The following is a 14,553-nucleotide window of genomic DNA, read 5'->3' as shown; positions in this document are numbered from 1 at the left end:
GGGCTGTACCGCTACAAGTAATGTCAACAGTATGCGTATTGCAATTATTGTTGACGGCCTCGAATCGACACGGCAATTTCACTCAGATGACGGCGAGGCGATCCGACAGGCCTGCGTAAATGTTCGCGTCGGTAATTCTCCGATCGATGTCGAAATCTTTCGCGACTCTCAAGTCGAGAGCCTCCTCGATGGCCTTGCCGATTCCGACGTTGCCGCGCTCTTTTTCGCTTCGAACTCTCTGCGACATGCCGATGGGCTCGTCGCCAAAGCGGTCAGCGGACATCGCGAAGAGATCGTCAAGTTCTTGAACGCGGGGCATGGGCTGGCCGTCTTGCACCAATATGGTGCCGGCGCCCTACCCTTGGACATGCCGAATGGAACTGTTCTCCGGTACGCGGCAGCGCAAGTCGGAAAGCTCACACCGACGAATGCATCCGCCAGCGTTCGCGCCGAAGACCCCCTGCTCAACTATCCGGAGTTTGTGGCTGACTTCGATGCGGGACTTGCGACGACGGGACAACTGCAGTCCAAAGTGTCCTGGATGGCCGTCGACCTGAGCGAGATGGAAGGATTTCAAGCTGTCCTGCGCGGCGCGACCGGAGATGTGCTCCTCAGTCGGAGCTCGGATTCATTTGATTGGCGAGTCGTGGCGTGTGCACTCCCGCTTGATTGGCATCGAGCTCAGGACCTGCTTCGTAACATCGCCCAATTCATCGCAACAGGAAGTCCTCAGTGTGTGGTGTGGTCGGGACACGATGACGATGCACCGTCCCCGCTGGCTCCGGCTCTCTCCCAGCTCGGCACGTCCTATCTTGTAGATCCGGAGACCGGCCCGACCGATAATCGCCGAACCGGCCCGACGACGGAGTGGCTCATCACTCGGCCGGCCCTACATCTCGTCGGTGACGTTCTTCGTCCCCAAGCGATATCGCCGGCTTGGCTGGAATCCGCCAAGGCGGGAGGAGTAGTTCTTTCCGCCGCCGCTACAATAGATAACGATGTGACGTTTTTCTCCGGCCTGATCGGGAGTCGGCGCCTGGAATTCGCGCGGAACTTCTTCTCAAATCTCGACAGTGATGTCGACGGTGTCAAGACGTGCACGGATATTTTCCCGCTCCGAAACCAAATACTGGCCGCGAGCTACTTCTGCGGTCTGTTTCCTGGTTTGGGGAACGTCTGGAACCCGCAAACCGACCCGCTATTCAGTGCACGCCTCACCTCACTGGTCTATCCGGGCATGACCATGACGTCGGTACTGGCAACGGTTCAGATACTCACGAGCGTTGCGGCATCGCCCAGAATATTGCACAGCGCCCAGGGCCTTCTCGCCACTCTGGCACCAGATGACCCTGGCACGGGTGCGCTGATATCCGCGTGTCGGACCGCTATCGACCGTACGCCGATGGACGACATGTTCAAGTCGATCGACAAAATCGACGATGACGACCTTGACGCTCCGTTGGCCATCAGGTTGTTGGACTGGATCGGTTTTCTAAAGCTGGGGTTGCATCTCGATGGCAACAAAGACGACTTGCACGCTGTCGTCACGCGACTTATCGGCTGCGCAGCGACAAGTGAACGGGACGGCCTCTGGATGAGTCTGGAAGGCACGACAAGTGTGGTTCTCGGCGTTGTCGCGGCCGTCACGGCGCGCCCGGACGCAATCGAACTCCTCGATCGCACGGCGAAGGGCCTCATGGCGCTACGTCAAGAATACGCGCAGAACCGGTCGAACCCGTCCGAGACTGATGTCATAACTCGCGTATCGCATGCCCTCTCCATCGCCGAGCAGGTCGCACCACTCGTGATCGACCGCATCGCAGAGGCCGTTCCCCGGTCGACCTATGCGCGGTCACGGCCCGACTCACCGGAGACCCAGGAGCAGTCGGGGCGGCAAGCGGATATTTTGTCGGTACGCAACCGCGAAGTGAACGCTGCCTTGGTGCAGTCCCGCCAGTCCCTCGCGGCGCGCGCACCGATCTGGATCTTGGGCGCACTTTTTGTATGGGTGCTGGTCTGCGGCACGATGATCTGGCTGGGGTTTCTCGCCGGCCAAATCTGGCGGTGGCCGACCCTCGCGCCATTCCTCACCGCACCGGTAGCCTTCATCTGGTTCTGGTTGGCCACTCGTGTAATTTGGGCGATGGAGCGGTTCGAAATCGTGCCTCGATGGCTGAGTCGGCTCAGCCGCGCCTTTCCAAAGTTCACGGCTCGAGCGAAGTCCGTCACGACCATCGCTGCGAACGACGGCACACCGGGCCGACTCCCACGCTGAGGCAGTCGCCATTGGCGTTGCGGAGGCCGAAGCGCTCCCGCCTCTCTACTTCATCCGGAAGCCCCCCCTAATGGGTGTGACCCATAAAGGGTAGACAGGGAGTGCACTCCTCAATATTGTATTAATACCTACGGCAATACAGTCCGCGGGATGCGATCGATAACTGGAGTGAAGCACATGATGCGAAGCAAAGTTAAGACCGGCGCCCTCTCGGCGCTCCTGATCGGCACGTTAGTCGGTACCGGCGGTTTTCTGTCGGCCGGCGCAGCCTCAGCCGCCATCGCGCCGGGGTCACTGACTACGACCACGTCAACGTCTGCGGATGTCGACCGTTGGGTCGTTCCGCAGACTCAACAGGGCGGCGACTACTGGACCGCCGAGCGCATGCAGTCCGCCATCCCCGGCGAAGTACTGGTGCAGGACAACGTCGCGGCCGGCATGATCGGCGCCGTCGCAGCCGGAGCCACCTCGCTCGTGGCCCCGCAGCAGGCCGACCCCGACCAGTCGCCCACGGCCACCCAGGTCTCCCCCATCTCGCACATCGGCAAGATCTTCTTCACCCTCGGCGGCACCGACTACGTTTGTTCCGGCAACTCCATCTCGGCCGCGAACGAGAACACCGTCGTCACTGCCGGGCACTGCGTCAATGAAGGTCCCGGCAACTTCGCCTCACGCCTCATCTTCGTGCCGGCCTACGAGAACGGCTCGGCACCGTTCGGCCAGTGGAATGCCACCGAGCTCTACGCTCCCACCCAGTGGAGCAATAACGGCGATATCAGCTATGACACCGGCTTCGCCATCGTCGCCTCGCCCACCGGAACCTCGCTGAGCGACAGCGTCGGAGCCTCGGGCGTCACGTTCAACCAGAGCCGCGGCCTCACCTACACCGCCTACGGTTACCCGGCGGCCCCGCCCTTCACCGGCGAGACCCTGCAGTCCTGCTACGGCACCGCCAGCGCCGACCCCTACGGCCAGAGCCAGTCACAGGGAATCCCGTGCGACATGACCGGCGGCTCCTCTGGCGGCCCGTGGATGATCGGCAACGGCTCCAGCGGCCTGCAAAACTCAGTCAACAGCTTCGGCTACAACAACATCGCCAACACCATGTTCGGCCCGTACTGGGGCTCGGTCATCGAGAATACCTATGTCGCAGCATCCGCTTGATCCGAGCGACGCAGCCGACGTGGCCCGCCAAAAGCTCGACCCCGAGACTGACGATTGGAACGACGAGCGGATGCGCGCGGCCCGGCCGCGCAGCATCCGCCTGAACCCAGACGGGTCGCGCGAACAGGACACCGACGAACCGGAATCCTGAATATCTGAAGGCCCCGCCCAGAACCTGAGCGGGGCCTTCAGATTTGGCGACTAGACCGGAGCCAGTTCCTCAACCGTAAACGCGGCCTCGGTAGTGTCCTCGATGTCCTGCAAGCTCACGCCCGGGGCTCGCTGCCGCAACACGAGGCCGGTCGGCGTGACGTCGAAGACGGCGGTGTCGCTGATGATACGGTCCACGACGCGCACGCCGGTCAGCGGCAGGGTGCACTCGGTGACGATCTTCGGCGTGCCGTCTTTGGCGACGTGCTCGGTGAGCACCACCACCCGCGGGGTGCCGGCCACGAGATCCATTGCGCCGCCCATCCCCTTGACCATCTTGCCCGGGATGGTCCAGTTGGCGAGGTCGCCAAGCCCGGAGACCTGCATGGCGCCGAGAATGGCGACCTTCACGTGGCCGCCGCGGATCATGCCGAACGACGTCGCCGAGTCGAAGATCGACGCCCCGGGCAGCACCGTGACGGTCTGCTTGCCGGCGTTGATCAGGTCGGCATCTTCCTCGCCCTCGAAGGGGAACGGCCCCATGCCGAGCAGGCCATTCTCGCTCTGCAGGGTCACGTGGATTCCCTCGGGCAGGTTGTTGGCCACGAGCGTCGGAATGCCGATCCCGAGGTTCACGTAGTCGCCGTCGCTCAGTTCCTGCGCCGCGATCGCGGCCATTTCGTCTCTGGTCCAAGCCATGGTCATTCTCCTTAAGCGGATGCCAGCACGGGCCGGCTGCGCACGGTGCGCTGTTCGATGTCTTTGACCCGCGCCGAGGCCTGGATCAGGCGCTGCACGTACACCCCGGGGGTGATCACGTGGTTCGGGTCGATGTCTCCTGGCTCGACGATCAGCTCCGCCTCGGCGATGGTGACGAGCCCCGCGGTCGCGACGACCGGGTTGAAATTGCGGGCAGTGAAGCGGTACTCGAGGTTGCCGAGGGTGTCGGCGCGCCAGGCTTTCACCAGCGCGACGTCGGCGACGATGCCGCGTTCCTGCAGGTAGGTTTCGCCGTCGAAGTCGGCGAGCGGCTTGCCCTCGGCGATCAACGTGCCGACACCGGTCTTGGTATAGAACGCGGGAATACCCGCGCCGCCAGCCCGCAGCCGCTCGGCGAGGGTGCCCTGAGGGCTGAACTCCACCTCGAGTACGCCGGCCAGAAACTGCTCGGCGAACAGCTTGTTCTCACCCACATACGAGGCGATGACCTTGCGAACCTGGCCGGCTTCGAGCAGCACGCCCAGCCCCTTGCCGTCAACGCCCATGTTGTTCGAGACGACGGTGAGATCTTTCACACCGGATGCCCGCACCGCGTCGATGAGATCGGCCGGAATTCCGCTGAGGCCGAATCCGCCGACCGCGAGCACCATCCCGTCGCGCAGTACATCCTGCAGCGCCTCGCTCGCGCTGGCCTGAACCTTAGACATGCTGTCTCCTCGTTGAGTGATGATCCTGTGGAGTCCATCTTATGGACATCGGCACGTAACGTCATGGTATTCAGGCGCAGCAGGCCCTGTCAATTGCTAGTTTTATGAGAATCCACCCCATGAACAGTAGGCTGCTAATCATCCACATTATGGACAAAGGAGTCGATATGACTGGTCAGTCGCCCGCCCGCGAGCCTCGGAAGGCCCACACAACGCAGCCACCATGCCCGGCCCAGCAGCCACCGCTGGCCCAGCCCGTGCAGGGCGCTCAGGTCGTGGCGCGAATTGCCCTATTGTTGCGCCTGGTCGGACGAAACCCTTCGGGCACTCCCCTGGCCGAGATCGTGCGGGACTCCGGCCTGACCCGGCCCACGGTGCACCGACTGCTCACCTCGCTCGCCGCCGAGGGGCTGCTCGACCATGACGCCGTGCGGCACACCTGGCACTACGGACCAGAGGTCTTTGTCATGGGAACGGTCGCCGCCGCCTGCTACCCGATTGAAGAGCTCGCCCGACCGAGTCTCGTTCGCCTCGCCGAGGAGACCGGCGAAAGCGCGTTCCTCTCCATCCGGCGCGGCGCTGAAACCGTCTGCCTGCTCCGCGAGGAGGGCAGCTTCCCCATACGCTCCTTCGTGCTGCACGAGGGGGTGCGCTTTCCGTTGGGGGTCGCATCCGCTGGAATGGCGATTCTGGCCTACCTGCCCGATGCCGAAGTGGATGCCCTCCTCGCCGACACTGGTCTCGGCGAAACCGAGACCATCGCGGCTCGCTGGGGCGCCCAGCATTCACCCGCGAGCATCCGCGCCAATCTGGAACGCACCCGGGTCACCGGTTACGCGGTCAACCCCGGACTCATTCTGGAGGGCAGCTGGGGCATGGGCGCAGCGATCTTCGACCGCAGCGGACGACCGGGCTGGGCGCTCTCACTCACCGGAATCGAGCCACGGTTCAAGCCCGAACGGCAGAAGGTGCTCGGCCAGCTGCTGCTCGACGAGGCCAGCCGCGTCACCCAGATCCTGCAGCGGCCCCCACTCACCTAGCCAACGACGCGAGACGACGGAATCTGCCCCATTCGCCCGGCCCTCCACCCGCAGCGGGCAGCAATCTGGTCGGGGAACGAGAAAAGTCCCGACCGAAGCCGGGACTTTTCTTACAGTGTGGTGGAGCTTAGGAGATTCGAACTCCTGACCTTCTCATTGCGAACGAGACGCGCTACCAACTGCGCCAAAGCCCCAAACTGCCTTTGAAGAATATCACGGGCTGGGCGACAGTTTCACCGCTTTCAAGCGTGAGGCACGATTTCGAGACCGCGCCTGGCGCCCGAGTGCGGCGAACTAAACCGCGCGACGGCGACGCAGTACGGCGTCGAGGTCGGTCATGCCCGGCTCCGTCTCACCGACGATACCCATCGACGCGAATCGACTCGGCACCGCGGCAGGCTCGGGGCGCACCAAGGGCGTGACCGCCCGGTTGGCTTCCTCGGCGAGCGCGGCGGCGCGGCGGGCTACCTCCGCTTCGGCGGCAGCCTTGCGCAGCTGATTGGCCGCTTCAACGGATGCCATCGCCGTCTGCGCGATGGATCCGCGCGACAGGTGCAGCGCGCGTGGCAGCGGCTGGGGCGTCCAAGTGGCTGCGGCGACCGGAGTCTCTTCGAGCTGAACGGGTTCAAAGGTCTGGCCGATCAGCACTGGCAGCTCAACCGGGGCTTCCAGCCGCACGATGCGGGCAGAGCGGGCGACCGTGGCCAGGCGGCCCAGGATGCCGAACGCGGCGACCATGACGACTCCGCCGCTGACCAGCGCGGTGAACGAACCCGCCAGAGCGGGCGCGATTCCTGATCCAGCCAGCACGAGGCCGGCCAGCAGAATCGTCGACACCAAGCCGCGAAAGCGTCGAAGCCGGCGGAGTTTCTTCACCGGCGACTCCGGCAGGCGCGGTGTGGCTGCGGCGGCCACAGCGGCGGCTGCGCGGCGAACGTCGCGAGCAGCATCCGCTACCGCCTGCGCTTCAACCCGTTCGGACTGCTCGACCCGGGCCAGAACCCGCTGCTGCTCAGCCACGGTGCGAGCCGTCGCCTCAAGCCGCACTTGCTGAGGAACCTCGGCTGTTTCCGCCAGAATACGCAGTGTCTGCTGCAATCGCACCGCATTTCGTTCGGTCGCCTGATACTGCTTGCGCCGCGACCAGGTGGGCATCAGATAGGCAACCCAGAGCACGGCAGCCACCGCCACCATGACCCCGCCGCCCAATGCCTCACTACTCATGTTGACAACGGTAAGAGGCGCGGGCGCATCCGCCGAGGATTACTCTCGGTGTGTCACCCAACTTAATGCACTGATCCTGCCCCCGAACAGGGAAATTCTTCACCGTCATCGGGTGATGACACGCACCGGATGCGCGGCCGACTCGAGATCTGCCGTGGTGACGCTCGCGGCATCCGCTGGCACCAGGCCATCCTGCCAGCGACGCATGACGCCCTGGCCGAGTTCCTCGGCGACCAGACCGAAGCAAAAGTGATCGCGCCAGTCGCCGTTGATGTGGATATAGCGGCGGCGCAGTCCCTCGTACCGAAAGCCGAGTTTCTCGACGACGCGCAGGCTGGCCTTGTTCTCGGGGCGGATGCAGATTTCCATGCGATGCAGGCCGAGCTGGTAGAAGCAGTAATCGGTGGCGAGGGCCACGGCCGTGGGAGTAACCGACTGGCCAGCGAATTTCTCGCTCACCCAGTATCCGATCGTCGCCGACGACAGCGATCCCCAAGTGATCGACGAGACGTTGAGCTGGCCAGCCAGTTCACCGTCCTGCTCCACGATGAACGGCAGACCGTGGCCCGACCGTGAGTGCGTCAACAGACTACGGATACTCGCCCGCGTGTCGAAGGACATCGGCGCGTACGGATTGGTCGCCTCCCACTTGCGCAGCCACGACCGGTTGGCCAGCAATTCGCCCTCGAGGGTGCGCGCATCGCGCAAGCGGATGGGGCGCAGGGTGACGGCGCCCTCACGAAGGGTCGGAATTGCGATCGGCACGGTTCGCCTGTCTGTTCTGGAATGGAAGCTGGGTGATGATTTAGTCGAGCGTGGCGACGAATTCGCGCAGCCACGGTTTCAGGTCGGCACCGAGATCTTCACGATCGACGGCGAGTTGCACAATGGCCTTGATGTAATCGAGCCGATCGCCGGTGTCATAGCGCCGACCGCGAAAGATCAGGCCATATACGCCGCCGGTCGACTCGGGGTTGACGGCCATCTCCTGCAGGGCGTCGGTGAGCTGAATCTCGTTGCCCTTGCCGGGCGCCGTGTGTTCCAGAATATCGAAGACTTCGGGGCGCAGCACGTAGCGACCGATGATGGCGAGGTTCGAGGGGGCATCGGCGGCGCTCGGCTTTTCGACCAGGCCGGTGATGCGCACGACGTCGGGATCGTCGGTGGACTCGACCGCGGCCGCGCCATACATATGAATCTGCGAGGGGTCCACCTCGAGCAGAGCCACGATGCTGGCACCGCGCTTGACCTGTTCCTCGAGCATGCGGGTCAGCAGCGGGTCGCGGGCGTCGATGATGTCGTCACCGAGCAGCACCGCGAAGGGCTCGTTGCCCACGTGCATGCGCGAGCGCAGCACGGCGTGGCCGAGTCCGCGCGGGTCGCCCTGACGCACATAGTGGATGTCGGCGAGTTCGTTGGATTCGCGCACCTTGGCGAGCCGGGTCTGGTCGCCCTTGCGTTCGAGCATGGCCTCAAGTTCGGTCATGCGGTCGAAGTGGTTTTCCAGGGCATTCTTGTTGCGACCGGTAACCATCAGTACGTCGCTGAGGCCGGCCGCGACGGCTTCTTCGACGACATATTGAATCGCCGGCTTGTCAACGACCGGCAACATCTCCTTCGGCATGGCCTTGGTCGCTGGGAGGAAGCGTGTTCCGAGTCCAGCTGCGGGAATGACGGCTTTAGTTATCGGGGTACCCATGGGCACTAGGTTAGTGGCAAGTAGGATGCCTTATATGGACTCCGACACAGGTCATTACAAGCGTGCGCTGAGAGCGGAATTGCGCGAACGCCGCCAGAACATGACCTCCTCGGAACGCGAGGCCGCCACGGCCGGCTTCACCGAAAACCTGCAAAGCCTCGTGCTCGACCTGTCGGCGCGGTCGATCTCCTGTTATTTATCAGCTCGCAACGAGCCAGATACTCGACCTTTTCTCAACTGGGCCACGGCAGAAGGCATCCGGATTCTGTTTCCGATTTCACGCGAAGACGGCCTGCTCGATTGGACCGTCGGCGACGGTGAGGAAGAATTCACCGGCATTTCGGGGGTGCCAGAAGCCGTCGGAACCCTGCTCGGCCCGATCGCCATCAACGATGTCGACCTCATCATCGTTCCGGCGGCGGCCGTCGGTGAGGACGGACTGCGCATGGGCTGGGGTCGCGGCTACTTCGACAAGACCCTCGGATCGATGGAGAAGTGCCCGCCGGTCTACGCCGTGGTGTTCGACAGTGAATATCTGCAGGAAGTTCCTCGCGAGGTGCACGATCAGCCGGTCAACGGCCTCGTAACGCCGACCAGAATCATCGCTTTCTGACCGTTTTTACCGCTCATGACGCGCATTCTGAACGTGCGGGCCCTTGGGCGCGCATAACCTTAGTACTGGCAGGCGTTTGCCTGTCGGCTCAACCAGCTGGAGATGCAGTGCCTACCTACTCTTACCGTTGCACCGAGTGCGACACCGCCTTCGATATCCAGCAGGCCTTCACCGACCACTCGCTCACGGTGTGCCCGACCTGCCAGGGAAAGCTGCGCAAGGTGTTCTCCTCGATCGGCGTGACCTTCAGCGGCTCCGGTTTCTACAGCAACGACTCCAAGTCGGACTCGAAGCGGTCCAATCCCAACCTCGATCGCAAGCCGGCCGAGAAGTCTGCCGACACGTCCGACTCGTCGGCGAGTAAGCCGGCCGAGAAGAAATCCGAGAAGAAGCCCGACAGCACGCCCGCCAAGTCGTCGACATCGTCCTCCTCCGTTCCGGCCGCGAAGGCGTCTTAGGTAGATGGCGCTGACAAAGACGGTCTCCCAAGTCATTCGATTGGAGCACCCCGTGATCAACGGTTTCAAAGAATTCATCATGCGCGGCAACGTCATCGACCTCGCCGTCGCGGTCGTCATCGGCACGGCGTTCACCGCCGTGGTTACCGCCATCGTCGTTAACATCTTCAACCCACTGATCGCCGCGCTATTCGATGCCGCGACCCTCGCCGAAGCCCTGCCGATTCCGTTGCGCTCCGGCGAGAATCCGCCGACGCTTATGCTCGGAGCGGTCATCGCAGCGATCATCAACTTCGTACTGATCGCTGCCGTGGTGTATTTCGTCTTCGTGCTGCCGCTCAACAAGCTGAAGGAGTCGCAGGACCGCCGCCGCAACGCGGGTATTCCCGCGGCCGTCGTCGTGGACCCCACCACCGAGCTCGACCTGCTCACGGAGATCCGTGATCTTCTGGCCAAGAACGCCGCCGCTGACCAGGGCCCCAAGCACTAACTACCAGTGCGGCGGGCGATCCTGCCGCAGTTGCGACTCGTTGGCGCTGGGCGCACTTCCGGTGTGCGCGACGCCGCCCTCTTCGCGCAGCACGGGCGGGTGCGGGTTGGGGTCGGTGTCCGGTGCCGGCAGCAGCTTGGCGCGCCGAGCCTTGCCTGCGGCCTTCACGATCGGCTGACGAGCCGTTCCGAGAGGCGGCACACCGTCAGAAGCATTCACGCGCCAGGCCGCTTCGGAGCGATCGGGTCGCCGGTCGAAAAGGGAGCGGCATCCGTTTTGGGCATACCGGCGATCGCAGCGACGCGCGCGGCAACGGCGTCGGGGTTACTGAACAGCTCGAAGCTGTGCACGCGCAGGTAGTGCCAGCCGAGGCGTCGCAGCACTTCGGGGCGCAGCCGCAGGGACTCGCGCAGGCTGGCGCGGCCGACGACGGCATCCGTTTCGACGACGATCGCGCGGGTGCCGTAGGACGCGGCGAGGGCGAGCTTGCCGCGGTGGCCGAGGCGCACGGTGAGGCCGAGCTTTTCGAGGCGGCCGCCGAGGTCGACCAGCATTGCCTCGCTCGCGTCGGGCACCTGCACCTCGTCGCGCCGCGCTTCAGTTTCGCTGAGCACCTGGGACAGGGCGAGGATGCCGTGGCGCTGGCGGTCCTCGTCGATGTCGGCCGGGCGGAAGCACGAGACGATGTCGAGCGCGCGGCGGGCGCGGGTCATGCCGATCGCGAGCAGGCGTTCGCCGCCGGGCTCGCCGAGCGAACCGAAGTTCGACAACAGGCGACCGTGCGGGGTGCGGCCGTAGCCGATCGAGAAGATCACCCGGTCGCGGCTTTGCGCGACGGCCTGCTCGAGGGTGAGCACGGTGAACGGTTCGCTGCGGTCCTTCAAAATGAAGTCCGAGAGGTCGGTGCGCTTGGCGAACGCGGCGAGCACGGCCTGCTGCACGCGCACGGCGTGCCGGGTGCTCGCGGTGATCACCATGAGCGATTCGCGCGGGCGCTTTGACGCGTGGTCGAGCACGAGGTCGACGACCTTGACAACCTCGGCGTCGACGCTCTCGATGGCACCGCTGTCGGCGTCGGGCATGCCGCGGCCGCCGGCCACATAGTTGATGGTGAGGCTGCCGTGGCCGAGAAAACTGCCGGCCCAGGGCAGGGAGTCGATGCGTCCGCCGTAGAAACGGTGGTTGACGAGTTCGGCGAGGTCTTCGCCGCCGGCCCGGTAGCTGCGGGTCAGGGTGAGGGTCGGCAGCAGTTCGCCGAGGCGGGCCAGGGCGGAGTCGGCGTGCAGGGCGTCCACCGAGACCTCGGGCGCGGCCGTCTCCCCTGAGCCGGCGATACCGGTCTCGAAGGCCGACGGGGTCTGGGTGACCGGGTCGCCGAACGCCACGATCTGGCGGCCGCGGCGAATCGCGCCGACGTTTTCGGCGAGGGTTGTGGCGCCGGCGTCGACGAGCAGCACGGTGTCGAAGGTGATCTGGTCGCTGATGCCGGCGATCTCATACGGCGAGGCCAGCCAGACCGGGGCGAGGACGCGGCCGAGGTGCGGGGCAACTTCGTTCAGCCGGGCCGGGGTGGCGCGGTCGGCGCGCAGCAGGCGGCGCAGCTGGTCGGCTTCCTCGGGAAAGTCGACGACGCCGATCTTCCACGTTTCGGCGAGCAGCCAGGCCAAAAGCTTGCCGGTAGCGGATGCGTGCGCCTCGTCGACGAGTTTGAAATCGGCCTCGAGGCGGTCCAATACCGCAGTGTTGGCGCCGAGCAACGCCCGGTCGCTCGCGAGCATGATCTCGAGCACGGACTGCCACCAGGCCAGCTCGAGCTCGGCGGCGACGTTCTCCTCCGAGACATGTCGCTGGGACAAATCGGTCATCAGCGGGTCGAGGTTGTGCTCGCGCAGCGTTGCCAGCAGTGCGGTGCGCTCATGCAGGTTCGCGAGCACCTCGCTCTCGGCGGCGAGGCCGGAAATCATCGACACGAGCTCATTGATTTGGCGCCCGGTGAGAGCGCGCGTCGTGCCAATCGTGCCGAGCGGAACGTCGAGCAGACCGAGGTCTTCGGAGACTCGCTGAAAAGCGACGTGCACATCGTTGATGCCGACCGGCACCTCGGGCGTGACACCGGCGGCGGCATAGCGCTGCCAGAGCGTGCGCTGGCTTTGGATGCGGCGGAGGCTCTCGTTCATGTCGTTGACCCGCACGCCGGGGCGCTGGTATTCCTCGGCGAGCTTACGCAGCCTTCTGCGGCTGGCCGAACTCATCTCCGACGATTCGCGGCGCGACGAGGTGGCGGCGATCAGCTCGGTGAGCGACCGGTCGTAAACCCCGGGCTGAAACTTGTCGAGCGTTTCGCGAATATCCAGCAGCAGGCGCAGGTAGATGCCGAGCTCGTTGATGGTCTCGAACGGGCGCAGCCGGGTCTGGCCGATGAGGCCGTTGGCCCGTTCAAGCAAACGCGGCAGTTCGATCTGGTTGATGCGTTTGGCGAGCTGGTGGCTGTTGGAGGCATCCGCTGTGGAGGTGAACGAGGCACCGTACCAGGGCGAGTCGCCGGGACCGTAGCGGAACTCGCCGAGCACGGCGGCCTTGATCAGGGTGTTGGCAGCGGCTGACCGGGAATGGGCGAGCAGTTCGAGGGCCTGGCGGTCGAGGCGGGCGGTGGTCGACGGCGGCTCGGGCAGCTGGGCCAAGCGGGCCAGTTCACCGAGCGCGTCGAGCACGGAGACTCCGAGGGCCGAGTCGCGGCGGGTGAGCGCCGACCGGTAGTCGAGCAGCACCTTGCGGAGGCGCACAAGGGCGTCGTCGACGTCGCCGACGCGCGGCTGGGCGGCCTTCTCATTGCGGGTGATCGATTGGATCAGGTCGCGGCGCAGGGTGCGCGGGGTCACGGCGATGCCGGGCAGGCCCACCTGCACGAGGCGGCCGTGGATGCCGTCGAGGCTCGAACGGCGGGCGCTCACCACGAGCACCCGCTTGTGCTGGGCCACGAGCGAGCCGATCGCGTTGACGATGGTCTGAGTGCCGCCGGTACCGGGCAAGGTTTTCACGACGAGGGAGTTGCCGGCCGCGATCTGCGCGACAACGTTCTCCTGCTCGGAGTCGGCGTCGCCGAGCAGCGTGTCGGTGGCCGGCGGCCTGGCATCCTGTCCGATCGGAACCACCGGGTTGTACGCCGTCTCGATGTTGCGGCGGGCGGTCTTGTTGCCGGCCACGGCGTCGAGCAGCGGATGGTCAAGGTTCGACGCGTCGGCGGCCAGCGCCCGCCCCACGTCGGCGAAGCTTGAGACCACTAGGCGCGGCACGACGTTGAACCAGGGCAGGTGTGAGGTCAACCCGCGCAGACGGTCGATGACCGGTTGCGGTTTGAACGCGCCGTTAGTCACGGCGAGCGCCACAAAAGCGTCGGCGTCGAGCACGATCTGAAACTGGTCCTTCAGGGCACGGGCGAGTTCCGGGTTGAGAAAGGGCTGGCCCTTGAGCTTGAGTTCGTAGTCGCGGCCGTAGCGGCGAATGGCGAGGGGGCGCAGCAGCACCGGGGCGCTGTAGTCCACATCCTGATAGCGCCATTCGGCGAGGCCGATGGCGAGATTGACCGATTCGAGGCCGCGCATGGAGCGCAGTTCGATGCCCTTCTGCGTGATCTCGTTCGCGGCCAGGCGGGCGTTACGCAGCGCAAGCTCATCGCGAATGAGGTTGGACAGCAGGGTGGTCTTGCCGATGATGAACTGCGGCAGACCGCCGGGATGCGTGGCGCTCAGCTCGATGCGGGTGCGGGCTTCATCGGTGAAGTGCAGCAGCGGGGAGCGGCCGCCGAGCGCGGCGAGTTCGTCGCGCCAGCGCTGCCAGACCGGCTCGGCGATGTTACCGGCGGTGAACGCCGGATCGCCCAGACTGAGGTTGTGTGGACTCGTCACGTTTTGAGGGTCGACGGGAACGACGTCCAGGTACTTGGAAAGCACGTCGTCGTCGTCTTGTTTTCTATCGAGGTGCCACACAGGGATACCCTAATTGGCAAATCACCG

14 protein-coding genes and 1 tRNA gene are annotated in these 14,553 nt (G+C 64.8%); 7 read left to right on the top strand and 8 right to left on the bottom strand.

Translation table 11 applies throughout. The features are described 5' to 3' along the window. Positions 1-31: 31 nt before the first annotated feature. The 3 genes from BLS91_RS20005 (at position 32) to BLS91_RS20000 (ending at position 3,590) form a co-directional block, all read left to right on the top strand. The gene (locus BLS91_RS20005) at positions 32-2,275 is read left to right on the top strand and encodes a hypothetical protein (RefSeq protein ID WP_092341576.1); all 2,244 of its coding nucleotides are present in this window, start codon (positions 32-34) and stop codon (positions 2,273-2,275) included. A gap of 177 nt (positions 2,276-2,452) precedes the next feature. Continuing rightward, on the top strand, positions 2,453-3,439 hold the full coding sequence (locus BLS91_RS15040) for a trypsin-like serine peptidase (RefSeq protein WP_233197442.1): 987 nt from the start codon (positions 2,453-2,455) through the stop codon (positions 3,437-3,439). Next, positions 3,420-3,590: a hypothetical protein gene (locus tag BLS91_RS20000; protein ID WP_158252848.1), complete on the top strand. Its 171-nt coding sequence runs from the start codon at positions 3,420-3,422 to the stop codon at positions 3,588-3,590. The genes BLS91_RS15040 and BLS91_RS20000 overlap by 20 nt, the downstream gene beginning before the upstream one ends. Positions 3,591-3,640: 50 nt before the next feature. On the opposite strand, the gene BLS91_RS15035 is transcribed toward BLS91_RS20000, so the two are convergent. Together BLS91_RS15035 and BLS91_RS15030 are read right to left on the bottom strand one after the other, a co-directional pair. Next, positions 3,641-4,288, bottom strand: a complete 648-nt coding sequence (locus BLS91_RS15035) for a CoA transferase subunit B (RefSeq protein ID WP_092341630.1) — start codon at positions 4,286-4,288, stop codon at positions 3,641-3,643. An 11-nt stretch (positions 4,289-4,299) separates the two neighbouring features. Continuing rightward, positions 4,300-5,016, bottom strand: coding sequence for a CoA transferase subunit A (locus BLS91_RS15030; protein WP_092341575.1), 717 nt, complete (start codon positions 5,014-5,016; stop codon positions 4,300-4,302). A 167-nt stretch (positions 5,017-5,183) separates the two neighbouring features. On the opposite strand from BLS91_RS15030, the gene BLS91_RS15025 reads away from it, so the two are divergent. Beyond that, complete coding sequence (locus BLS91_RS15025; RefSeq protein ID WP_092341629.1) at positions 5,184-6,056, top strand: IclR family transcriptional regulator; 873 nt, start codon at positions 5,184-5,186, stop codon at positions 6,054-6,056. A 118-nt stretch (positions 6,057-6,174) separates the two neighbouring features. Here the strand turns inward: BLS91_RS15025 and BLS91_RS15020 are convergent. The 4 genes from BLS91_RS15020 to galU form a co-directional block, all read right to left on the bottom strand. After that, a tRNA-Ala gene (locus BLS91_RS15020) sits at positions 6,175-6,250 on the bottom strand. 100 nt (positions 6,251-6,350) lie between these two features. Further along, positions 6,351-7,280, bottom strand: coding sequence for a hypothetical protein (locus BLS91_RS15015; RefSeq protein WP_092341574.1), 930 nt, complete (start codon positions 7,278-7,280; stop codon positions 6,351-6,353). Positions 7,281-7,385: 105 nt separating this feature from the next. Then, complete coding sequence (locus tag BLS91_RS15010) at positions 7,386-8,045, bottom strand: GNAT family N-acetyltransferase (protein WP_092341573.1); 660 nt, start codon at positions 8,043-8,045, stop codon at positions 7,386-7,388. A 40-nt stretch (positions 8,046-8,085) separates the two neighbouring features. Next, a complete protein-coding gene (gene galU, locus BLS91_RS15005) occupies positions 8,086-8,979 on the bottom strand; it encodes a UTP--glucose-1-phosphate uridylyltransferase GalU (RefSeq protein ID WP_092341572.1) in 894 nt (297 codons plus the stop codon). 34 nt (positions 8,980-9,013) lie between these two features. On the opposite strand from galU, the gene BLS91_RS15000 reads away from it, so the two are divergent. The 3 genes from BLS91_RS15000 to mscL all read left to right on the top strand — a co-directional run bounded on the left by BLS91_RS15000 (position 9,014) and on the right by mscL (position 10,540). After that, the gene (locus BLS91_RS15000; protein WP_092341571.1) at positions 9,014-9,592 is read left to right on the top strand and encodes a 5-formyltetrahydrofolate cyclo-ligase; all 579 of its coding nucleotides are present in this window, start codon (positions 9,014-9,016) and stop codon (positions 9,590-9,592) included. 107 nt (positions 9,593-9,699) lie between these two features. Beyond that, complete coding sequence (locus tag BLS91_RS14995) at positions 9,700-10,050, top strand: FmdB family zinc ribbon protein (protein ID WP_092341570.1); 351 nt, start codon at positions 9,700-9,702, stop codon at positions 10,048-10,050. Positions 10,051-10,054: 4 nt separating this feature from the next. Next, positions 10,055-10,540: a large conductance mechanosensitive channel protein MscL gene (gene mscL, locus BLS91_RS14990; RefSeq protein ID WP_233206106.1), complete on the top strand. Its 486-nt coding sequence runs from the start codon at positions 10,055-10,057 to the stop codon at positions 10,538-10,540. Here mscL and BLS91_RS14985 read toward each other — a convergent pair whose 3' ends face one another. Next, a complete protein-coding gene (locus BLS91_RS14985) occupies positions 10,541-10,759 on the bottom strand; it encodes a hypothetical protein (RefSeq protein WP_092341568.1) in 219 nt (72 codons plus the stop codon). It abuts the gene before it with no gap. After that, the gene (locus tag BLS91_RS14980) at positions 10,756-14,526 is read right to left on the bottom strand and encodes an ATP-binding protein (RefSeq protein WP_092341567.1); all 3,771 of its coding nucleotides are present in this window, start codon (positions 14,524-14,526) and stop codon (positions 10,756-10,758) included. Before BLS91_RS14980 ends, BLS91_RS14985 begins: the two co-directional genes overlap by 4 nt. Positions 14,527-14,553 lie beyond the last annotated feature (27 nt).

This window comes from Cryobacterium flavum, from assembly GCF_900103805.1.
GTDB classification, from domain to species: Bacteria; Actinomycetota; Actinomycetes; order Actinomycetales; family Microbacteriaceae; genus Cryobacterium; species Cryobacterium flavum.
This window is presented reverse-complemented; position numbering and strand designations above follow the sequence as displayed.